Source organism: Chitinophagales bacterium (assembly GCA_017303415.1).
Taxonomy (GTDB): domain Bacteria; phylum Bacteroidota; class Bacteroidia; order Chitinophagales; family Chitinophagaceae; genus SpSt-398.
Genome location: JAFLBJ010000001.1, coordinates 2,827,460 through 2,851,840, shown reverse-complemented (window position 1 = coordinate 2,851,840; position 24,381 = coordinate 2,827,460). Strand labels below are relative to the sequence as shown.

The following is a 24,381-nucleotide window of genomic DNA, read 5'->3' as shown; positions in this document are numbered from 1 at the left end:
TTTCGTGAGACGTGAGGCATCTCACGCCTCACGCCTCACGTCTCACGTCTCACGAAACTCACGCCTCACTTTCCTCCCCGCTTTCCAACAAATTCAAATCCACCGAATCTTGTCCGGCGATGCCTTCCACTGAGCCTTTTATGTGTGCGGCATTCAGTAATACCTTTTCCAATTGTTTTTCCCGGGCCTTCCAGATCTTTTCCATCATGTCCTTTTCCTTTTGAATGGACAATCGCATACTCATAAAGCCTTCCCGGATGGCCTTCCATTGTTCGGCAAATTCATTGCTGGTTAAATAACCATATAACATATGCATCTTATCGCCCCGGTTCTCTTCATTACGGGAGGCATTAGCTACACGGATTAAACTATCACGAAGGAGGAAGGCCACAGCACGGGCTTCTGCATATCCACAGATCCAGATACCATTGCGTTCACCAAAGGAGGTCATGCCCCGCGGGAAGGTCTGGGTTACAAGAATAGCCACATCCGCAGCCTGGCTCCGCATATCATGTTTTAATTTATCGATCCAGTCATTCACAAATTCCTTGGTCCTCTTACTTTCATAAATGATCTTACCACAATCCTGTCCAACGCTATTTCGCACGGTCTGGATACAATCAGCTCCCTTTACCCCTTTGCCCACTTCTTCCACCAGGTCGAAAGGAAAACTGGTACGTAACATTTCTTCCAGTAATAATTCTTGTACTTCTCCCTGCGACTGCGTAAGTCCCTGTTCAGCCCGGCGTTTCATTTCCTCGGCCAGTTTCTTCTGGGCCTCCAGTTTCTCCTCCATCTCTTTCATCTTGAGTTGAAACTCTGTTTCTTTAAGGGAATTGCGTTCGGATTCCTCTTTCCGGATCGTTTCCGACAGCCTGGCCCTTTCCGCCAATAATACTTTCTGAATTTCAATTTCCAGTTCCTTTTCCTTTGTCTGAAGTTCCTGCTCTTTACGCAGAAATTCCAATTCCTTTTCCCGCGATAGTCTCAGTTTCTCCTCATTGATCTTGTTATTCTGTTCCAGGAGTCGGAGTTTATTTTCAAAATCACCCGCGATATTCTTACGAATGGATTCCTCTGTTTCTTTCAGGAGCTTATTCTTTTCTTCCGAAAATTGTTTCTCCTTTTCTTTTTGCCAGGTGATCATTTTGGTACGTAATTCACGTTCCACCTCATCACGGATGGTATCGGTGGGTTCAAACACATGATTGCAATTGGGGCACTTGATACTTTCCAAGACCTTTCGTTTTTGGATGAAAAAAATGATTGTACCGCTGTTATCCAGGATCTATTCAGGGGAGAACTGCATGAACTCCCGTTTGACGGCCTTTAACATACTGAATATCTGGACCAGTTCGATCAGCAAAAGTACAACGAGTGCAAGTAATACATACCAGGGGATATCGAGACGGGGGATGCCCTTATAATCTTTGAATTTTTCATAATACCATCCGGCGGTTGCTAATCCGCCAGCCAGTCCTACCACCAGAAAGGAAAGCATCGTATACAAGGTCTTCAGGAACATGATCCGCATATTGCTGTATCCCACTTTCAGGTTTTCCAGAATGGCCGCCGGTATGATCAGGACAAGAGCTACCCATCCCCAGTTCCGGGAGAACCAGGTGCTGCTAACCGAGGAATTCAGGATCAAAATGACCACAATGCTGAGGAGACCCCAGGGAAAAAGGAGGAAGCGGCTGGTCTTGGCAGGAGCAGGGGAGGACATAGGTTTTCTTTAGTCGTAAATATAGGCGTTTTGGGGAAAATACCGATCGTGAGATATGAGGCGTGAATTGTGAGACGTGAGTTTCGTGAGACGTTAGACGTGAGACGTGAGACGTGAATCGTGAGAGACCTCACCACTCACGTCTCACGAAACTCACGTTTCACGCCTCACACCTCACGAAACTCGCGAAATCCGCCTCAAATAAACACCCTCGTCCCCACACTATAACTCTCCCTGAATTCTTTGGGGGTACAGCCTTTTTTCTTTTTAAAGAGCCGGTTGAAATTGGAGATATTATTAAATCCGCAATCATAGGCGATCTCGGAGACTGAATCGGAAGTATCAATGAGCAGGCGCGAGGCCTGGCCTAAGCGTAATTCCAGTAGACTGTCGATAAAATTGATACCGGTCTTGGCTTTAAAGAAACGGCTGAATGAAACATCGGTCATATTGACCAGCCGGCTCACCTCGGATAAGGTAATGTTCCGGTGAAAATTCTGATGCATATGTTCCAGGGCTTTATCGATCCGTCGGCTATTGTAAGACAGTTCGGCATTGCTAAAGGTGGAATCCGAGAGCGTATGCATATTTCTTGAAACAGAAAGATCGTGGAGGATGGAAATCAGTTCAAGTACAGAATCAAAGCCCTGTTTTTGTCCCAATTGCAATAGACGGGGCATTACCTGCTGGGCCGTGGATTTGGAAAACAGGATGCCCTTTGCAGACCGTTCCAGCATGGTCCGGATAAAACTAAGTTGGTTTCGCCGCAGGAATTTTTCGTCAAACAGATCCTTATGAAACTGAATGGTCACCTCCGTGATCTTTTTGCTCTTGGTTTTGTGGGTTTGCCATACATGTGGAAGGTTTGAACCCACCAGTACGAGTTCGAAATCATCGATCTCTCCAATATGATCACCCACCACACGACGAGCGCCTTTGGCATTATGGACAAAATTGAGTTCCAGTTCTTCGTGGTAATGCAGGGGAAAATCGAAATCAGACTTAACGCGGGTAAAGATTGTAAAGCAATCTGCCGGGGTAAGCGGGATAATCTCCCGCATGATATTCTTGTTCATAATGGCCGCAATTGGAGTAAAGGTACAAGCGCTAAGTCAAAATAGTATCATCATTCAGTGCAACAAATTTATGAGTTTGTTGCATTATTCATAGAGGAAATAATAATTTTTTTTGATTTGTGCTTGTTTAATGGACATAAAATACAAAAAGTAGATAAAATGATACTACTTATTGACAAAGGGGCTGGAGTACTTTTGTACCTAAATCTTCTTGCTGTATGAGAAAGACACGATTCTTCCGTGCAAACGTGATATTCCTTGCGTTTGTATTCTTCTCCTTTACACTTAGCGCACAGAACAGGGTCATCACAGGTGTGGTGTCCGACCAGAGCGGAGTTCCCCTGGCGAGTGCTACTGTTTCTGTAAAGGGAGGAAACACTTCTGTGGTTACCGACAATTACGGGGTCTTCAAGATCACCGTTCCGTCGAATGCCAGCGCCCTGATCATCTCCTACGTAGGGGCCAAGAACAAAGAAATTTCACTAGAAGGTAAGTCCAATGTGATCGCTACCCTCGACGTCACCGATAATAAACTCGGTGAAGTAGTGGTGATCGGTTATGGTACTGCCAAAAGGGCCGATGTATCATCTGCGATATCATCGGTGAAGGCCAAGGACCTGAAGGACCTGCCTGTGGCAGGGATTGACCAGGCCATCCAGGGAAAGGTAGCTGGCGTAACCGTTATTAATAATAGTGGTCAGCCCGGTGGTGGTGTTTCGTTGCGTATTCGCGGTGTAACCACCATTAATGCCAATGATCCACTGATCGTAGTGGACGGGGTGATCTTTACCAGCAATACCAAGTTCAGTTCCGGTTATGCCGGATTGGGTGGTTCCGATGGTCAAACCGGTAACAGTTTTCTCGCCACCCTCAACCCCAATGATATTGAGTCCATCGATATCCTGAAAGATGCCTCTGCCCAGGCCATTTATGGTTCGCAGGCCGCCAATGGGGTCATCCTGATCACCACCAAAAAAGGTAAGACAGGCGAAGGGAAAGTGAGCTATGAAATGTATGCGGGAAATCAGATGGTCCAGAAGAAACTCGACGTCATGAACCTCCGCGAATTTGCCCAATATCAGAACGAAGTAGCACCCTTACTGGGACAAACCCCCAGTGATGAGTTTGCCGATCTGTCAAAACTGGGTACAGGTACCGATTGGCAGGATGCCATGTTCCGCACAGGTACAGTGCAAAGCCACCAACTTAGTTTTAGTGGAGGAAAGGATAAAACCAATTATTATCTGTCGGCCGGATATTTTACCCAGAAGGGTATTCTTATCGGATCCGATTTTAAACGTTACTCAACCCGCTTTAGCCTCGACCACCAGATCAAAAGCTGGATGAAGATCGGGGTAAGTGCCAATGCTTCAAGAAGTATCCAGAATGTAACACTTGCCGATGCGGCAGAAGGTACCATCTGGTGGGGTGTGATCCAAAGCCCGCTCATCCCCGTGAAAAACCTGGATGGAAGTTGGGGTGGTGGCGGACAAACCGTTGGAGGTTTTCAATACGGTCAGGACAACCCGATCGCACGGAGCTATTACCGGGGAAACAAGTCAACCAGTACCAATGTATTTGGCCAGCTCTATGCCGATGTTGAATTCTTTAAAGGATTCACGCTGCGGAATGAATTTGCCTACAGCGTAAGTCTTTATAATAACCTGGCTTTCCAGAAATCAGGAAGTTTTGGTAATACCAGTCTCCGTAGTCAGTTATTCGATTACCGCGGCAATGGATACTACTATGCCCTGAGAAATTATTTCAATTACTATAAGAATTTTGGCAAACATTCAGTTACAGGTACGGCAGGCCATGAGGCACAGTACAATTATTGGGAAAGTATCAACGGTAAAAAAGTTGACCTCCAGAATAATATTCTTGACCTGAATGCCGGTAGCAGTGACCGTGACACCTGGGAACTCGGTGGTGGTAAATCAGACAATACCATTGAGTCCTATTTCATTCGCGCTACCTATTCGTACGATAATCGTTACTCACTCAACCTGAGCCTTCGTCGCGATGGTTCTTCGCGCTTCTTTGGAGATAATAAGTGGGGTAATTTCCCGGGTGCTTCTGTGGCCTGGACGATCACCAATGAGCGATTTGCCGAGAATTGGAAGAAGACGATCAATTTCATGAAACTGCGTGTTGGTTACGGTGAGGTCGGGAATACCAACCTGCCCAATGGGGCTCCCAATCCTCCCTATACTTCTGTTGTTTCATTCTGGCCTGGCCCAGTTGGATTTGGCAGCTCCAACTACCTGTTTGGTGTAGCCAACCCGAACCTGACCTGGGAATCGGTGGTAACCAAAAACGTAGGTCTTGATGTTTCCTTCCTCAATGGCCGTATTGAAACTGCCTTTGATGTATATAAGAAAACAACTACTGCCATGTTGTTGATCGGTACCGGTCCTCGTTTGATCGGCGTGGGTGACCAATGGGATGACCTGAAAGGACCCGTGATCAATACCGGACGCATGTCAAACACAGGTATTGATATCAGCATCACCTCTACCAATATCAAAACAAAGGATCTGTCCTGGAAGACCAATATCATCTTCTCTCAATTCAAGAATAAATTGGAGAAAGTGGCAGGTGACCTGGCCGCCCTGTATGGACGGATCTATTACGACAACTACCTGATCACCCGTACCATTCCCGGGTATGCCGTGGGTTCTTTCTTTGGTTTGAAAACAGACGGCTTATTCCGTACACAGGATGATCTTAATAATAGTCTGCCCCAGTTTGGATATCCGGTTGACCAAACCCATACCTGGCTGGGTGATATCCGTTTCAAAGACATCGCCGGTGGTACAGATGGCAAACCTGATGGTATCATCAACGAAAGCGATATCACATTCATAGGCAGCCCGCTTCCCAAATTCACCTATGGGTTTACCAATACGGTGAACTATAAGGATTTTGATTTCTCGATCTTCCTGCAAGGAAGTTATGGCGCCAAAATATTCAACTTCCTTCGTTGGCAGTTGGAAAAAATGGACAATCCATACTACAACCAACTTCGTTCGGTATTGGATCGTTACACCGATGCTAATCCGGATGGTTCATTGCCCCGGTTTACCAATACCAACGTAAACAACGTGTACATGTCAGACCGTTATGTAGAGGATGGTTCTTACCTGCGTATCCAGAATATTTCGCTCGGTTATCGTGTCCCCGCGCGTTATGTATCTAAACTGAAGATCACCACTGCCCGTGTGTATGTGTCCATTCAGAACCTGCACACTTTCACGAAATACAGTGGATATGATCCGGAAGTTGGGGTATTCAATAATAATATCCGGTTGACGAATGTGGATGCCGGTCACTATCCGAATCCGAGGAGCTTTACAGCAGGCATTAACCTTGAATTCTAATACAATAACTCTATAACACCATTGATATGAAAACATTGATTCGTTATACAGCCATTCTGATCTTGCCGGTGGCCCTCCTGTTATCCTGCAGGAAGCAATTCCTGGATAAACCGGCACAGGACAGCACGACGCTGGACAACTATTACAATACCGCGGAGGAAGTGCGTGGTCTTACCAGCACGCTTTACGGATTACCATGGTCGGGGTATGAGAACCGCGCCATGGATGCCATCGGTGATGTGATGGCCGGAAATGAATATACCGGTGGGGCAGATGATCCTCCCTTCCTGAATTTTTCTTTTGCCTCCACTTCTGTGCGCATCGCTGATGCCTGGAAAGTATTTTATAAAATAGGCGGTTGGACAAGTGAATACATGAACGCCCTGGAATTGAAAAAATCCAAAGGTGGGAATGCTACCATTCTTGATCCGGCTATCGCCGAATGTCATTTCTTCAAAGGAACCGTTTACTTCTATATCGCCCGTATCTGGGGCGATGCCCCTATCGTAAACGATCCGGGAGGTACTATTTTGTCGGGTGACTTCAATATCCCCCGTTACTACAAAGCGGATGTACTTCGTTTTGCCCTGGAGGAATTGAAAAAAGCCGAAGCCGGTCTTCCTGATACAGATATTCCTGGTCGCGTAACCAAATGGTCTGCCAAAGGGATGATGGCCAAATTATACCTCTATCGCAAAGATTATGATAGCGCCAAGACCAAAGCCCTCGAGGTGATGAACTCCGGGAAATATGACCTTTTCCCCAATTATGGAGCCATGTTCATGTCCAGCGCGCATAATAACAACATCGAATCCCTCTTCTCTATCCAACACCAGTTGACTGGTAACCCCTGGGGTTCCGGTAACCAGAAGAACCCTGACCGTGGACCAGCCAACCTGCAAACCTCGGAAGCCAGTATGTGGGAACTGTACACACCAAGTCGCGACGTGATCGAAGAATATGAATCCGGTGACCTTCGCCGAAAAGGTTCGATCATGGAACATGGCTGGGAAAACCTGGCATGGAAACCAAAGAACAGCAATGCGGCGTATAATTCCTTTATGGCGGGTGGATATAAATATGATACCCTCCAACCTGTGGGAGATGGCGGACAAAAGAATGCCGTTCGTGCCAATATCGTGAAATATGTGGTAGGGCCTGGCGCGGCTTATGGTGGAGAGTCGGTACTGGGTATGAACACCGGTATCAACACCATGATGTTGCGCTATGCGGATATCCTGCTGATCTACGCAGAATCGGTACTTGGTTCCAGTGCCTCCACATCGGATGCCACTGCCCTTGCTGCGATCAATAAGGTAAGAACGCGCGCCGGATTGAATACACTGACCAGCATCACCATGGATGATATTCTCCATGAGCGTCGGGTAGAATTTGCGTTTGAAGGAGATTATTGGTTCGATATTCAACGTCAGGGATTTGCCAAAGCAAAACAGATCATCGAAGCACAGAACCGCGGAACGTTTGAATTTCCGGCCTACGTGACCTTCACCGAAAATTATATGCACCTGCCGATACCGGCTGGTGAGGTTTTACAGGATCCCGCATTGGGATTACCACCAGTACCTTATTATTGATACGAACCCCATTCATACCAAATAAAGATGCAAATCATGAAAAAATACTTTCAAAACCTTCTGAGCTTCGGGTTATTCCTCCTGTTCAGCACCCTGGTTATCACCGGTTGCGAAAAGGATAAGGATGGCAGTCCGGAAGTGGACACCGGATCCATGTCCTCCGGCGAACTTAACCCCGGCTCTGCGGCCGGCGGACAGGTGGTTACTCTTACAGGCTCTGGTATTGGACAGATCCGCTCCATTGTATTTGATAAAAACAATGTGCCGGCTCCCTTTACCTCCACCCTTAATACAGCCAGTGACCTGATCTTCCGGGTCCCTGATACAGCCTATGGTGGACCACAGAATGTTATTTTCACGAATGCAGATGGCAAGACTCTCAGTGTGCCTTTCAGCGTCATTGCCCTGCCCAATGTAACCAGTGCATTCCCCACCGATTTTCAGGCTGGTTCGGAGATCACACTGACCGGTAACAACCTGGATGATGTAACCGAGGTATTGCTGGAAGGAACTACGGATGCCTGCACCATCGTATCTCAGTCAAGAAGGCAAATGGTGATCAGTATGCCCGTCAGCACAGCGGATCGGGCCAAACTGAAGATCACCAATTCATCCGGTAACCGGATCACAGATATGGAATTTGTCAATGTCGACAGAGCCCTTTCCGTTTTCAGAGAGCAACTGGATAATGGCTTTGAGAACTGGGGATGGGGTGGAACCTTTGCCGCTTCTCCGGAAGATAAGATCACTGGTACCAATGGCCTGAAAGCCGCTTATGACCCGGGTGGTGCCTGGGGTGGTATGCAGTTGGGCAATGGAGGTTCAATTGATGTCTCCGGCTACAAATACTTTGCCTTCTGGGCAAAAGGAGCCGATGTGGACAAGAACGTTCAGTTCTACCTCAATTGGTCAAATGTAAAAGTGATCACGATCCCCGCCAATAAATGGACCTATTTCAAATATGAACTGGCGACCAATTATGCAGGGATCAACCCGATCAATAATGTCACCTTCCAGATTTTTGATGCGGGTAAGACGATCTTTTTTGATAACATCATTTTCTTTAAATAATAATCCCGCGAAAGCGGGGTGAACTTTGGCATAAGCAGTCAATAGAAATAGCCGTTTCTGAACGCCTTTGCGATGCCAGAAATGGCTTTTCTTTTACCATGATCAACTATCGGCACATATGGTTGTTGGCGCTGCTCGGGTGGCTATCACTCAGTAGTTTCGCGCAATCCCCGTTTGTTACCATTAAAGATGGACGGTTCATGCAGGGAGAGCAACCTTACCGTTACGTGGGTGTGAATTACTGGTATGGCGGGTTGATTGGAAATGATCCTGCCGGTAAAAAAAGAGTTGAGCAGGAGCTGAATTTTTTGGTTTCAATGGGAGTGAAAAACCTACGGGTACTTGCCGGTGCTGAAGGTACAGGCCAGATCAATGGTGTTCCCAGAGTGGAACCAGCTTTTCAACCCACGCAGGGAGTATTTAATGATGACCTGCTGAATGGGTTGGACTACCTTCTGGCTGAAATGAACAAGCGCCAGATGAAAGCCGTTATCTTCATCAGTAACAACTGGGAATGGAGTGGAGGTTTTTTACAATACCTGAACTGGAACGGGCTCATTCCCGATTCCATCCTCCGGCGAAAGCTTAGCTGGGATGAGATGCGGGATTATGTGAGCCAGTTCTATTCCTGTATGCCCTGTATGCAGCAATATGAAGCTCAACTTCGGAAGCTGATTAACCGAGTCAATCAATTGACCGGTCAGAAATATGCTGATGACCCCGCCATCATGTCCTGGGAGATCGCCAACGAACCTCGTCCCATGCGGCCATACGCCATAAAAGCGTATCGTCATTTTATCCATCACACGGCCTCTCTCATTCACAAGCTGGATAAGAACCATCTGGTCACGACCGGCTCCGAAGGAGAGATGGGGAGTGAAACGATGGATAATTTTAAAACAGTTCATAAGGACCCCGTTATAGACTATCTCACTATTCATATCTGGCCCAAGAACTGGAGTTGGTTTAAGGATACGGCCATTGCCGCGGGATTTGACAATGTTTTATTGAAAACAGGTGAGTATATCCGTCGTCACCAGGAAGTGGCCAGGGCGATCCGAAAACCATTGGTGATTGAAGAATTTGGTTTGCCCAGAGATGGACATGCCTTTGATCCTGGATCCACCACAGCATTTCGCGATCGGTATTTTTCTTTTGTATTTGATTTTTTATTAAATGATATGACCGAAGGAGGCCCTGTTTCTGGTGTCAATTTTTGGACCTTTAGTGGAATCGGCAGGGCTTCGCATAAACAATTACTCTGGTCAAAAGGTGATGACTGGCTGGGTGATCCGCCTGTAGAAGAGCAAGGCCTAAATTCAGTTTTTGATACAGACAGAAGCACCTGGAATATTGTATATTCCTGTTCATCGCGGTTGAAAAAATAGTAATACACATGAAAAAGGGATTCATCATATATTTTCTGATCGCTATCCTGCCCGGCTATGCTTGTCATGCGCAGGAGAACCTGCCCGCGGATAAAAATGCCACACGTGAAACAGTGCAATTATTTCGAAACCTGAAAAAATTATCACAGAAAGGTTACCTCTTTGGACATCAGGATGACCTGGCCTATGGAGTAGAGTGGAGATACAAGGAAAACAGAAGTGATGTATTGGAATCGGCCGGTGATTATCCTGGCATCTATGGTTGGGACCTGGGAGGAATAGAAAAAGGAGATGTGAATCTGGATGGAGTGCCTTTTAAGAAAATGAAACAATTCATTCGTCAAGGATATGAAAGGGGAGGTGTGATCACGATCAGTTGGCATCTGGCCAGCCCATTTGGTGCTCCTGCCGGAGCATGGGATACCACGAAAGGATCTGTTGCTTCTGTCAATCCAGGCGGGAGCAATCATGTATTATATAAAGAATGGCTTGACCGCGTGGCCGGTTTCCTCTCGTCGCTCAAGGGATCAAAGGGAGAAATGATCCCCGTTCTCTTCCGGCCTTTTCATGAACATACGGGCGGCTGGTTCTGGTGGGGCAAAACCCATTGCACCCCTTTTGAATATCAGACCCTGTGGCGGTTTACCTACTATTACCTGACCGAGGAAAAGAAATTACATAATCTGCTTTGGGTGTATAATACCGGGGGAGAATTTAATAACGCCGAAGAATTCCTTGAGCGATACCCGGGTGATGATAAATGTGATGCCCTGAGTTTTGATACCTACCAGTATGGCGACCCGGCAAAAGAAGACTGGTTTGCTGTTCAAACAAAGACCAAACTGAATATTATTGGGAAAATAGCCGAAGAAAAGAATAAATTATTTGCATTGGCGGAGACCGGTTATGAAGCCATTCCTTATCCGGAATGGTGGACCAAGACCCTGGTGGATGCCATTGGTGAAAACAAGATCGCGTGGGTGCTGGTATGGCGAAACCATGGGCTGATGGCCGATACGCGAAAAATGCATTATTATGCGCCTTATCACGGACAGGTTTCAGAAGCCGATTTCAGGAAATTCTATGAATTGGAAAGAACATTTTTTGAAAAGGATGCTAAGAAGGAGAACCTGTACCAATGAAAGTAAAAATGATAATCAGCACCCATAAAGTACTTGCATGCATTTAACCTGGATCGATATAAGTATCATAGTTGCCTACCTGATCACGATGCTGATGCTGGGCTGGTTCCTGCGTCGCAAGGCAAGGGAGAACAAGGAGAGTTATCTGATGGGAGGAAAGAAATTGCCCTGGTACATGCTCGGGTTGAGTGACGCATCGGATATGTTTGATATTAGCGGTACCATGTGGATGGTAGCCCTGTGTTTTGTGTACGGGGTGAAAAGTATCTGGATACCCTGGCTGTGGCCCGTTTTCAATCAGGTATTCAATATGATGTACCTGAGTAAATGGCTTCGCCGGTCTAATGCGAATACCGGAGCCGAGTGGCTCGCAACCCGGTTTGGCTCAATAGGACGAGGAGTAAAAGGTTCGCATAGCATTGTGGTGGCCTTTGCCCTGATTGGTTGTCTTGGTTTTCTGGCCTATGGCTTTATCGGATTAGGAAAGTTCATTGAGATTTTTGTTCCCTGGGATCTGGTGAAGGACTATATTCCCTTCTCCGTATCTCCCCAATATGTACCTCATTTCTATGGCATCATTTTTACCTTGTTTGCCATGTTCTATTCCATTCTGGGGGGAATGCACTCCATTGTACTTGGCGACCTGATCAAATACGCGATCATGACCATTGGCTGTATCGCCATTGCGGTGATCGCCATGATCCACCTGGATGGGCAATCCTTGAATGTGCCGAAAGGTTGGTCAGACCCCTTTTTTGGATGGAACCTGGGACTTGACTGGGGTGGTATCGTAGATTCAGCCAACCAGAAGATCAAGGATGACGGATATGATTTGTTTGGCCTTCTCTTTATGATGATGCTGTTCAAAGGAGTATTCGCTGCCGGTGCAGGTCCTGCTCCCAATTACGATATGCAGAAGATCCTTTCTACCCGCTCTCCCAAAGAAGCCTCCAAAATGACCGGATTTGTTTCCATTGTCCTGTTACCCGTGAGGTACGCAATGGTGATCGGATTGACCGTATTGGGGTTATTGTATTTTAACCAACTGAATTTAAGCAACGGAAGCGGTGGTGTGGATTTTGAACGGATACTTCCCGGGGCCATCAATAATTTTCTGCCTGTTGGAATTCTGGGATTGGTTCTCACCGGCTTATTAGGCGCGTTCATGGGCACATTCTCCGGTACATTGAATGCTGCCCAGGCCTATATCGTTAATGACATTTATCTTAAACATATCAATCCATCTGCCTCTACCCGGTCGGTGATACGGATGAATTATATCGTGGGGGTTGTGGTGGTCGCGATCGGCGTAGTACTTGGATTTTTTGCCAAGGATGTGAACAGCATCCTCCAATGGATTGTTTCAGCACTCTACGGAGGTTATATCGCTGCGAATGTGCTGAAATGGTACTGGTGGCGTTTTAATGCCAATGGATTTTATTGGGGTATGCTGACAGGTATTGCCGGCGCCCTGGTCTTTTCCAGGTTATTCACCGGCATTGAGTTTCTGTATTATTTCCCCTTGTTATTCCTCCTGTCGGTGATCGGTAGCATAGCAGGCACGTTCATGGCGCCACCCACAGATATGGAGACCCTGAAGAAATTCTATGCAACGGTACGCCCCTGGGGATTTTGGAAGCCGGTGCATGATGAAGTAGTAAAAGACAACCCGGGATTTCAACCCAATCGACGTTTTAAACTGGATATGTTCAATGTAGTGCTGGGGATCATCGCCCAGCTCTGCATGACGATCCTCCCTATGTATATCGTATTATCTATGCACCTGCCTTTGGTGGTCACGGTCATTATTTTATTAATAATCATACTGATCCTAAAGAAAACCTGGTGGGATAAATTGGAAGATTGAATTTTTAATTCGTTTTTATGCAAGAGAATTTTTACAGCCGTCTGGCCGCCATGGAAAAGGCCCATCAATCGCTGATCGGGCGAAAAAATGAAAGGCAGTTGGAGGAATGGAGTAATGGTATCGTTGAACGGTACAAGTATCCGGTATTGACCGCCGCCCATACGCCTTTGTTCTGGAGATATGATCTGAACCCGGATTCAAACCCAAACCTGTTGCAACGCTTTGGGATCAATGCGGTATTGAATGCAGGAGCCATCAAATGGAATGGCAAATACTTGTTGGTGGCCCGGGTGGAAGGGGCCGACCGAAAATCTTTTTTCGCAGTGGCCGAAAGCCCCAATGGGATTGACCAGTTCCGATTCTGGGATTATCCGGTCAGCATGCCTGAAACAGAAGATCCCGATACGAATATTTATGATATGCGCCTTATCCAGCATGAAGATGGCTGGATTTACGGTTTGTTCTGTACCGAACGCCGTGACCCTGCCGCACCTGCTTCCGACCAATCTGCCGCAATCGCCCAATGTGGTATCGCACGCACCCGGGATTTGATCAACTGGGAACGTTTACCAGACTTAAAAACACCCTCACCCCAACAGCGGAATGTGGTACTCCATCCGGAATATTTCAAAGACCGTTACGCATTCTATACCCGGCCACAGGATAATTTCATTGAAGCCGGTAAAGGGGGTGGTATCGGGTTTGGTCTGAGTAAATGTATGAACCCGGCTGTTATCCAGGAGGAATCAGTGATCGACCCGCGCGTCTATCATACTGTTTATGAAATGAAGAATGGCCTGGGCCCCGCACCGATAAAAACTGAAAAAGGATGGCTGCACCTGGCACATGGTGTTCGAAATACTGCAGCCGGTTTACGTTATGTACTTTATCTGTTCATGACCGATCTGGTTGATATCACCAAGGTGATCTATAAACCCGCCGGTTATTTCCTGGCCCCGGAAGGCGAGGAAAGAACCGGGGATGTATCGAATGTAGTATTCAGTAATGGATGGATCGTAGATGAAGATGAAACGGTTTTCATCTACTATGCTTCTTCCGATACAAGAATGCATGTGGCCACCTCCACAGTAGACCGATTGCTGGATTATGTAATGAACACCCAGCCAGATGGCCACAGTTCCGCAGCTTCGGTACACACCTTGAATCAATTGATCGGGAAAAACCTTTCAGAACTATCCACCGCCTCCGGAAAGGGCAATGGATCTACGTTGACCAATTAATGGAAGCGCTGACCAAAAATGAAAAAAGAGAGCTTCCCATCAGTCGGGAAGAATTGTCTGCCGAGTTGGACAGTATCCTAAGCTATTGGCTGCGGCAGGTGGTAGACCCCGAAACGGGAAACCTGTTTGGCTCAGTCGATTTTCAGGATATACCTGATCGTTCCGCTCCACGTGGAATTGTCATGTATAGTCGCGTACTCTGGGCATTTTCCGCAGCCTTTGGACATACAGGAAAGCCCGAGTATAAGGTCATGGCGGAACTGGCCCTCAAAGGGATCATCCGTGATTTTCTGGACGGGGAGTACGGAGGTGTTTACTGGTCTGTTGGACGAAACGGTAATATCATAGATGGTAAGAAACAGATTTATGGATTGGCCTTTTGTATTTATGGCCTCTCAGAATACTATCGCATAAGCCAGGACCCCAAATCGCTGGAGCTGGCGAAACAGTTGTACCGGTTGATTGAAAAGTATGGATTTGATACAGAAAAGAATGGTTATATCGAAGCCTTTACCCGGCAATGGATGGAGATGGGAGACCTGCGGCTGAGTGAAAAGGACCAGAATGAACGAAAGACGATGAATACCCACCTGCATGTGGTGGAAGCCTATGCTAATCTGTACAGCGTATGGCCCGATGATAAACTCAGGGAAAGAGTTCAGAACCTGCTGGCCTTGTTTGACCGGCATTTTGTGGATCCCGTAACCGGCCACCTTCACCTGTTCTTTAATGATGACTGGGAATCAAAGTCTAAACTCATTTCTTATGGTCACGATATAGAAGCGGCTTGGTTATTGCCTTATTGTGCTGCAGTTATTGGGGATAAAGGATGGGTGGACCATTTTAATAAATTGTCTGTCCGCATTACGGATGCCGCTGCCAGAGGGGTGGATGAAGATGGAGGGCTCTGGTATGAGTTTGATCCGGAAACCCAACAGCTTGTCATGGAAAAACATTCCTGGCCCCAGGCAGAAGCATTATTGGGTTTTTATCATGCATGGAAACAAAGCGGCACAGGCAAATATCTGTTTAATATGCGCCAAACCTGGCAATTCATTCAGGAATTTATAAAGGATAAAAAAGCAGGGGAGTGGTATTGGGGAGTTATGCTGGACCACACGATCATGAAAAAAGACAAGGCCGGATTTTGGAAATGCCCCTATCACAATAGCAGGGCCATGCTTGAATTATTGAAAGAATACCAATAAAGGAACTGACATATGAAAACGATCCATGCACTTTTTCTATCCGCATCTCTTTTCTGCTGCTGGCCCTTGCTGGATGCCTGCAAAAAGAAGAGCAGTACACCCATTCCAACAGATCCAGGAGATACTACCACGGTAAATCCCCAGGTTGACCCGGCCCTTGCTTCTACCATCGGTTTCTTTTTGGATGACTGGGAACCCCGCAATTTTACCTTACCCGGCACCTTTACCAATACAACGGTGCCTGCCGGGGCAGGTGTAACGGTAACGGTTGACCGAAGCAATGTGATCACCAAAATTCCCAGGTCCTTTGCGGCGAATAATTCGAATATATGGATGGGACAGATGGTGACCGAAACGGACCTGTTGAATCATATCACCGAAATACATCCGCATATCATTCGTTTCCCGGGAGGAAGTATCAGCGATGTGTTTTTCTGGAATGCCCAACCCAATACACCACCGGCCGATGCGCCGGCTCAATTGGTGCAAGCCAATGGGTCATCTTCTGCGGCTGGGTTTTGGTATGGAAAGAATACTGCCAGCTGGACCTTTTCTGTCGACAATTACTACAGCATGCTCCAGACCACAGGCAACAAGGGGATGATCACCATCAACTATGGTTATGCGCGGTATGGAACCGGTCCAAACCCGGTAGCCAGTGCGGCCCATCTGGCAGCAGATTGGGTAAGATATGATAATGGCCGTACCAAATACTGGGAGATCGGGAATGAGAATTTTGGAGATTGGGAAGCCGGATATCGCATCAATACAGCCACTAATCAGGATGGTCAACCTGAATTTCTTTCCGGTCAGCTCTATGGACAACACTTTAAAGTATATGCGGATTCCATGCGCAAAGCAGCGCAGGAGATCGGAAAGACCATCTATATCGGTGCGGTGATGTCTGAATCTGCACCCTTATCCTGGTGGACACCTACAGCCACCACCTGGAACAGTGGTTTATTGTCCGCGGCGGGAAATTCTCCTGATTTTTATATTGTACATAATTACTACACACCCTACCTGACCAATGCCAATGCCGATGTGATCCTGAACACCCCCATACCTGTTACACAAACCATGATGGATTATGTGAAACAAACGATTTCCGGGGCAGGGATCACCCAAAAACCCATGATCCTGGGTGAGTGGAATATTTTTTCCTCCGGATCCAAACAAGCCGTGTCTCATATCAATGGCTTGCATGCCGTGATGGTACTGGGTGAATCACTCAAGAACAAATTTGGGCTTACGGCCCGCTGGGACCTCGCCAATGGTTGGAGTAACGGTGATGATCATGGGATGTTCAATATTGGAGACGAACCTGATGGAGTACCCAAGTGGAACCCACGTCCCGCTTTTTACCATATGTATTTCTTTCAAAAATACCTGGGCGACCGATTGGTGTCCTCTACCTCCAGTCAACCCGATATAGTATCCTATGCTTCTTCTTTTAGTTCTGGAGAAACAGGCGTATCATTGGTCAATAAATCCGCTAATCCAGTAACCGTGGAGATCGTGATCAGGAATTTCAAGAAGGGTAGCCGATTCTATTATTATACATTGACGGGTGGTGGTGACAATGGTGAATTTTCGAGAAAGACGCTGGTCAATGGAACGGGAACCAGCCTGGCAGCGGGTGGCCCGGCAAATTATAAAGCACTAAGTCCCTATTCAGCTCCTACATCCAATGGCATTCGGGTGACCGTGCCGGCAAGAGCTGCAGTGTTTGTGGTGGTAGCCAAACCATGATCATAACCTTTCAAAGCAAGCAATATGAAGAGATTTTTTTGGGGGATGGCCTTTTGTCTGTTTACCCTGACAGGAGCCTGGGGCCAGACGCCCAGATACACAGCTACATCTGATGGAGTGATCGTTTATCCGGATCAGTCCTTGTCGGGCAGTATTGGTATCGTGCGTGTACAATGGGTGAATGACCAGATCGTACGCGTAACAGCAGCACCCGGAGTGGTTTTAGCAACAGCGCAAAGCGAAGTGGTTACCCTGTCTCCCCTAAACACAGAATTTCAAGTGGTCAAATCCGATAACCAGGTAGAACTTATCGGAAAACAGCTTCGGGTATTGGTTCAACTGGCATCGGGAGCGGTCACCTTTCAGAACCTGGCGGGTGAAACAATCCTTGCGGAAAAAAGAAACCAGGGCCGGATAGCCGTTCCTGTAATGGAAGAAGGAAAGCCCTTGTATAAATTGACTCAGTATTTTTCTTCCGACCCCAATGAATATTATTTTGGCCTGGGACAACACCAGGATGATGTCTGGAATTACAAGGGAAGAAAAACAATTTTTTTTCAAAATAATACAGAGGTCGCTGTACCCTTTCTTTTATCCAGCAAGAATTATGGCCTTCTCTGGGATAATTATTCGTATGGGGAAGCCGGTGATGTGCGTCCCCTTCGACCGCTTTCAGCCCTTCAGCTCGAAAGTAAATATGGGGAACCCGGATGGTTGACCGCCTCTTATTATAACGATAAGAATGTACGGGGGCAATTGCTTTTTGAAAAAGCAGAATCGGAGATCGATTATCCTTATATCAATGACCTGCTTCAAAAAATGCCAAAGGAATTCAAGCCTGCAACAGGAAAGATCGTTTGGGAAGGAAAAATGTCCGCCGGACAATCCGGTAACTATCAATTCCGGTTTACCTATGGCGGATATTTCAAAGCATATGTTAATGAGAAATTGACCTTTGATAAATGGCGTCAGGCCTGGAACCCGGGCACAGCGCTGTTTGACCTGGTTATGGAAAAGGGGAGGAAGTATGATATCCGCCTGGAATGGATACCAGACGGAGGTGAATCCTATCTCTCGGCCCAATTCCTCCCACCGGCGGTGGACGAAGCGCTCCATACGTTTGCCTTTTTATCCACAGCAGCAAAGCAAATTGATTATTACTTTGTCCAGGGTGCCAATGCAGATGCGGTGATCAAAGGATACCGTAACCTGACCGGTAAGGCACCCATTGTTCCTCGGTGGGCGATGGGTTACTGGCAAAGTCGGGAACGGTATAAGTCGCAGGATGAGGTACTGAATACCGTGGCCGAATTCAGAAAGCGGCGTTTCCCCATTGACAATATAGTACAGGACTGGTTTTATTGGAAGGAAAATGAGTGGGGCAGCCAGTCATTTGACCCAGCACGTTTTCCACAACCGGACAGCATGATCGCCACCCTGCATAATAAATACCATGCACGGTTTATGATCTCTGTATGGCCTAAGTTCTATGAAGGCATTCCCAATTACGAGGCCTTTATGAAAAATGGATGGCTCTATACACGCAACATAGCCGACCGCCAGAAAGACTGGGTTGGCCCGGGTTATATTTCCACCTTCTACGATGTATTTAATGAAAATGCCCGGAAAGGCTTTTGGTCATTATTAGAAAAGAATCTGTTTAGTAAGAATGTGGATGCCTGGTGGATGGATGCCAGTGAACCTGATATTTTATCCAATGTTTCTCCTGAGAAAAGAAAACAACAGATGCAGCCACTTGCATCGGGAACAGCAGCCGAATTCATGAATGCCTACCCGCTGATGAATGCAAGAGGTATATATGAAGGACAACGGGGAAGTGACAGCAGCAAACGTGTTTTCCTGCTAACCCGCTCGGCATTTGCCGGTTCACAACGCTATGCCGCCAGCATCTGGAGTGGTGATATCGGCGCACGTTGGGAAGATATGCGTACCCAGATCATTGCAGGCCTTAATTATTCCATGTCGGGATTACCTTACTGGACCCTGGATATCGGTGGTTTTGCTACAGAGACCCGGTACAATAAAGTACCGATGGATAAAGGGGATGAAGAAGAGTGGCGTGAACTGCAAACAAGGTGGTATCAATGGGGAAGTTTCCTTCCTCTGTTCCGCTCTCACGGACAATTTCCGTTACGCGAGCCTTTTAACATCGCTCCCGAAGGGCATCAGTCCTACCAAAGCATGTTGTATTATAACCAACTTCGTTATCGTTTACTCCCTTACTACTATTCGCTTGCCGGATGGGCCTATCATAAGGATTATACCATTCTCCGTGGGTTGAACATGGATTTTAGTGTTGACAGGGCCGCCTTGTCCGTATCCGACCAATTCATGTGCGGGCCTTCCTTGTTGATCAATCCCATTTATCAATACAAAGCGGTATCTCGATCTGTTTACCTGCCTGGCGGACAGGGATGGTATGATTTTTATAGTGGAAGATTTTATGCAGGAGCACAAACCATTCAGGCAGAGGCGCCCTACCATCAGTTGCCTGTATTTGTAAAAGAAGGATCGATAATCCCTGCCGGGCCTTCCCTGCAGTATACGGATGAGAAACCCGCCGACCCGCTGACGCTTTATGTGTATAGTGGGAAAGATGCCTCCTTTACACTTTATGAAGATGAAGGGGTGAACTACAATTATGAAAAAGGCAAATTCGCACAAATAGTATTCACCTTCGATCAGGCGACCAAAACACTGACCATTGGTGACCGGTCAGGAGAATTTGAAGGTATGCTCAGGAACCGTGTTTTCTATATAAAATTGATAAGCCCGCAGAAACCGGCAGGTTTTGACCTGGCAGGTACGCCAGGTAAAAAGATCAGCTATAATGGAAAGAAAATAGTGGTCAAATTAAAATGAGGAACGGATCATGAAAACGACTGCTCCATTACAACGGATTTTATTTTTGCTTTTGGTCAGTGGCCTATGCGCAAAGACTTTCGCCTCCGACCTGAACTACTATGCACCTGATGACCCGCGTATCCGGTATATGGGTCGAATTGATTTTACCAACCCCCAATTACCCAGGTTCTGGCAACCCGGTGTTACCGTCTCGTTTCGATTCATAGGGGAGGATGCCCTGATCTATCTGCAGGATGAACAATTGTGGGGAACTAACCAGAATTACCTCGAGTTGGTGGTGGATGGGCGCGAGATCAGGATGCAAACTAAAGGGAAAAGAGACACTATTTCTGTGAAGGAGTGGCTAATGGATGTAGACGTACACACGGTCATACTTTGTAAGAATACAGAGGCCAATATCGGCTACCTTGAATTTGCCGGGGTCCGTTGCGCGCGGTTGGTAAAACCCACTAAATCCCCCAAGCGAAAGATCGAATGTATCGGAAACTCCATTACCTGCGGGGCCAGCGCTGATCTCTCGGGTATGCCGTGTGGGAAAGGAAAATGGCAGGACCAGCACAATGCCTGGATGAGTTATGGTGCGGTGATGTCCCGTAAAATGAACGCCAATGTTCACCTTTCTTCGGTTTCCGGAATCGGGTTGATAAGGAGTTGTTGCAATATGGAGATTCTCATGCCGCAGGTGTATGATAAGGTGAGTATGCGCAATGATACGATTCAATGGAATTTTAGTCGTTATCAACCTGACCTGGTTACGATTTGTTTGGGGCAAAATGATGGCATTCAGGATTCTGCCCGCTTTGTGAGCAATTATATCCTGTTTGTAAAACGGATACGGGGATATTATCCCAGAGCGAAGATATTATTACTCAGCAGTCCCATGGCGGACACAAGGCTCCGCGAATTCCACCGGTCAAGTTTAAAGGCTGTGGTGGAACAACAAACAGGGGAGGGGGAGAGGAAAATCAGGTTTCATATTTTTGAGAAGTCCTACATTGGCGGATGTGACTACCACCCCTCCGTCGATGAACATGCGCAGATCGCCGCGGAGCTGGTACCTGTCATTCAATCATTCATGAAATGGAAATAGGATGAAAAGAATATTATTCCGTGCTGTACTCAGCACCTTTTTTTTGTTAACCCTGACCGGGGTACAGGCACAAAAGCAAAAGACATGGCAATTGAGTTCGCCTGATAAGGGGAACCAGATCCAGGTTGTATTTGACGGGGGCATTAAATGGTCTGTAACCCATGATGGGGTAAGGATCCTCAAGCCGTCCCCCCTTTCCCTGGAAGGACAGGGTTGGGATATTTACCCTGGTACCGCGCCGGTGGTCAAGGTTAAATACAGATCGGTAACAGATACCATCCGGACTGTTGCCTACAAGAAATCTATTGTGGTGAACCAATTCAATGAAATGGAATTGTTTTGCAAAGGGGACCATAGTATTATTTTTCGGGCCTATGACAACGGGGTAGCTTATCGCTTTGTTACCAGGAAGCCAGGTGAGCAGGTCGTGATGCAGGAAAATGTAAGTTTTAATTTTGACGGAGATAAAACGATGTTTATCCCATTTACGTCGGATATACGACAGGGTGAAAGGTACTCTTGTGCCTTTGAGGAATTCTATACCCGGCTGCCGGTGTCCGCTATTCCGAGTGATACATTGGGTTATCTTCCCATGATGGTGGTGGTGAATGATTCCCTCAAAGCTGTTTTGCTTGAAGCTGATGTTCAGGATTACCCGGCTATGTTTATACAGAAAGATGGAACAGGACCCGATGCCCTTAAAGGCGTGTTTGCACCTTATCCAGCCAGGGAGGAAGCCGGAGCAAAGTACTGGATCAATTATGCAGTGACTGCCCGGGAGAAATATATTTCCAAAACCAGTGGAACCCGATCCTTTCCCTGGCGGGTCATTGCCATCAGTGACAGGGATGCTGAACTGCTGAATAATGACCTGGTTCAACAATTATCAGAACCTTCCAAGATCACGGACCCCACCTGGATAATACCTGGTAAAGTAGCCTGGGACTGGTGGAATGACTGGAATATAACAGGGGTTGATTTTAAGGCCGGTATCAATACGGAAACATACAAACATTATATCGATTTCGCGTCGAAAAACGGACTTGAATACGTGATATTGGATGAAGGGTGGAGTGATGATTGGGACCTTACAAAACGAAATGCATCAATCGACCTTCAGGCGATCATTGCGCATGCCAAAAGTAAAAATGTGGGCATCATACTTTGGTCTACCTGGTATGCCATTACACGTGACCTTGAAAAGTATTGCGCGGAATTCGCCGCGATGGGTGTAAAAGGTTTTAAGGTTGATTTTATCGACCGCAATGACCAGAAAGCCATCAGGTCCTGCTACGAGATCGCTTCTGTAGCCGCCAGCAACAAACTAATGCTCGATTTTCATGGCATGTTTGCCCCGCAAGGTTTACAACGCACCTGGCCCAATGTGGTCAATTTTGAAGGAGTACGGGGAATGGAATACATGAAGTGGAGTGCCGATGACCGGGTGCCTGAACATGCAGTACGGCTTCCTTTTCTTCGTATGATGGCAGGCCCGATGGATTATACCCCCGGTGCATTTAGAAACCGCACGAGGAAAAATGCTGTTCCGAGCAATTCCCTTCCCCAGAGCCTGGGTACCCGCTGTAACCAAATGGCCATGTATATTGTTTACGAAGCACCGTTGCAGATGTTATCCGACAATCCCACTATTTATTCCAAAGAGCAGGCCTGTACAGATTTTATCGCGGCAGTGCCTACTTTTTTTGATGAGACCAATGCCCTCGATGGGAAATTTGGAGAATATGTGGTGATGGCCAGAAGAAAAGGACAGGATTGGTATGTTGGTGCATTGGGTAACTGGACAGAAAGAGACCTGGTATTGGATCTTTCTTTTCTTCCTTCCGGAAAATACCAGGCATTGATTTTTAGGGATGGAATAAATGCCACCCGCGATGCGACAGATTTTATTCGCGAAGAAAGGACGATCACACCCGGGAAATATACCTTTCACCTGGCCCCCGGTGGAGGATTTGCGATTAAACTAACACCCTTAAATTAATCGATCATGCGAAAAGCACTTTTGACCTTCTTGTCTGCCGTTCTTTTTCTGTCCGTTTTTGGACAGCCTGTTAAGGAACATGGAGCATTATCGGTAAAAGGAACACAGCTTGTTGATGAAAAGGGGGCGCCTGTTGTATTGCATGGAATGAGTTTTGGCTGGCACAATCTCTGGCCTCGTTTTTACAATAAGAATGCCGTACATGAATTGGTCACCCAATGGAAAAGCACGGTCGTGCGTGCTTCTATGGGTATACAACTCAATGACAGTGGTTATCTCAAATCCCCTGGTTATTCAGAAAAGCTGATGCGTCGGGTGATCGAAGCCTGTATCCGGGAGAATGTATATGTGATAGTGGATTGGCATGACCACAATATTCACGAGAAAGAGGCTGTTGATTTTTTTTCCAGATTAGCCTCAGACTATGGGAACAATCCCCATGTCATTTGGGAAATTTTCAATGAACCTGATTATGAAACCTGGCCTGAGGTGAAAGCGTATTCAGAAAAAGTGATCGCGGCGATAAGAAAGCATGACCCGGATAATATCATTTTAGTAGGTTCCCCTAAGTGGGACCAGGACATCCTGTTGCCCGCAGCCGATCCCATCAAAGGATATGAAAATCTGATGTACACCATGCACTTTTATGCAGGTACACATAAGAAGTGGTTGCGTGATCGTACAGATGAAGCCATTAAAGCCGGGCTTCCCATTTTTGTTTCCGAATGTGCCGGTATGGAAGCTACAGGGGATGGCCCCCTTGATGAAGTGGAATGGGATGCGTATGTCCGTTGGATGGATGAAAGAGGAATAAGTTGGGTAGCCTGGTCCGTATCCGATAAGAATGAGACATGCTCAGTGCTTTTGCCTGCTGCAAATTCAAATGGAAAATGGAATGATGAGGTGATAAAAAAATGGGGGAAGGTAGTAAGGCAGTACCTACAGAAATATTAAATGAAA

Annotated in this window: 16 protein-coding genes; 13 read left to right on the top strand and 3 right to left on the bottom strand. The window is 46.8% G+C overall.

Going from position 1 to position 24,381, the window contains the following annotated elements:
- Window positions 1-58 precede the first annotated feature (58 nt).
- From J0M30_12325 to J0M30_12315, 3 genes are all read right to left on the bottom strand, one after another.
- Entirely contained in the window at window positions 59-1,255 is a 1,197-nt protein-coding gene (locus tag J0M30_12325; GenBank protein ID MBN8668280.1) for a DUF2130 domain-containing protein, read from the bottom strand.
- A gap of 33 nt (window positions 1,256-1,288) precedes the next feature.
- Window positions 1,289-1,726 carry a hypothetical protein gene (locus tag J0M30_12320; GenBank protein MBN8668279.1) on the bottom strand — a complete coding sequence of 146 codons (438 nt, stop codon included), beginning with the start codon at window positions 1,724-1,726 and terminating at the stop codon, window positions 1,289-1,291.
- Between the two features lie 197 nt (window positions 1,727-1,923).
- A complete protein-coding gene (locus tag J0M30_12315; protein MBN8668278.1) occupies window positions 1,924-2,802 on the bottom strand; it encodes a helix-turn-helix domain-containing protein in 879 nt (292 codons plus the stop codon).
- Between the two features lie 218 nt (window positions 2,803-3,020).
- Between J0M30_12315 and J0M30_12310 the strand changes: the two genes are divergently transcribed.
- The 13 genes from J0M30_12310 (at window position 3,021) to J0M30_12250 (ending at window position 24,375) form a co-directional block, all read left to right on the top strand.
- Window positions 3,021-6,182 (top strand): TonB-dependent receptor, encoded by a 3,162-nt coding sequence (locus tag J0M30_12310; GenBank protein ID MBN8668277.1) that lies wholly within the window; start codon window positions 3,021-3,023, stop codon window positions 6,180-6,182.
- 26 nt (window positions 6,183-6,208) lie between these two features.
- Window positions 6,209-7,777: a RagB/SusD family nutrient uptake outer membrane protein gene (locus J0M30_12305; protein ID MBN8668276.1), complete on the top strand. Its 1,569-nt coding sequence runs from the start codon at window positions 6,209-6,211 to the stop codon at window positions 7,775-7,777.
- A 36-nt stretch (window positions 7,778-7,813) separates the two neighbouring features.
- A complete protein-coding gene (locus J0M30_12300; GenBank protein MBN8668275.1) occupies window positions 7,814-8,848 on the top strand; it encodes an IPT/TIG domain-containing protein in 1,035 nt (344 codons plus the stop codon).
- 98 nt (window positions 8,849-8,946) lie between these two features.
- Window positions 8,947-10,236: a hypothetical protein gene (locus J0M30_12295; protein MBN8668274.1), complete on the top strand. Its 1,290-nt coding sequence runs from the start codon at window positions 8,947-8,949 to the stop codon at window positions 10,234-10,236.
- A gap of 26 nt (window positions 10,237-10,262) precedes the next feature.
- Window positions 10,263-11,378 (top strand): beta-mannosidase, encoded by a 1,116-nt coding sequence (locus tag J0M30_12290; GenBank protein MBN8668273.1) that lies wholly within the window; start codon window positions 10,263-10,265, stop codon window positions 11,376-11,378.
- A gap of 37 nt (window positions 11,379-11,415) precedes the next feature.
- Window positions 11,416-13,245: a Na+:solute symporter gene (locus J0M30_12285; GenBank protein ID MBN8668272.1), complete on the top strand. Its 1,830-nt coding sequence runs from the start codon at window positions 11,416-11,418 to the stop codon at window positions 13,243-13,245.
- A 17-nt stretch (window positions 13,246-13,262) separates the two neighbouring features.
- Window positions 13,263-14,486: a glycosidase gene (locus J0M30_12280; protein ID MBN8668271.1), complete on the top strand. Its 1,224-nt coding sequence runs from the start codon at window positions 13,263-13,265 to the stop codon at window positions 14,484-14,486.
- Window positions 14,486-15,694 (top strand): AGE family epimerase/isomerase, encoded by a 1,209-nt coding sequence (locus J0M30_12275; protein ID MBN8668270.1) that lies wholly within the window; start codon window positions 14,486-14,488, stop codon window positions 15,692-15,694. The genes J0M30_12280 and J0M30_12275 overlap by 1 nt, the downstream gene beginning before the upstream one ends.
- A gap of 12 nt (window positions 15,695-15,706) precedes the next feature.
- Window positions 15,707-17,446 carry an alpha-L-arabinofuranosidase gene (locus tag J0M30_12270; GenBank protein ID MBN8668269.1) on the top strand — a complete coding sequence of 580 codons (1,740 nt, stop codon included), beginning with the start codon at window positions 15,707-15,709 and terminating at the stop codon, window positions 17,444-17,446.
- Window positions 17,447-17,470: 24 nt separating this feature from the next.
- Window positions 17,471-20,329, top strand: a complete 2,859-nt coding sequence (locus J0M30_12265; protein ID MBN8668268.1) for a DUF5110 domain-containing protein — start codon at window positions 17,471-17,473, stop codon at window positions 20,327-20,329.
- 10 nt (window positions 20,330-20,339) lie between these two features.
- Window positions 20,340-21,422 (top strand): hypothetical protein, encoded by a 1,083-nt coding sequence (locus J0M30_12260; GenBank protein MBN8668267.1) that lies wholly within the window; start codon window positions 20,340-20,342, stop codon window positions 21,420-21,422.
- A 1-nt stretch (window position 21,423) separates the two neighbouring features.
- Entirely contained in the window at window positions 21,424-23,421 is a 1,998-nt protein-coding gene (locus J0M30_12255; GenBank protein MBN8668266.1) for a glycoside hydrolase family 97 protein, read from the top strand.
- Between the two features lie 6 nt (window positions 23,422-23,427).
- A complete protein-coding gene (locus tag J0M30_12250) occupies window positions 23,428-24,375 on the top strand; it encodes a glycoside hydrolase family 5 protein (GenBank protein MBN8668265.1) in 948 nt (315 codons plus the stop codon).
- Window positions 24,376-24,381: the final 6 nt, after the last annotated feature.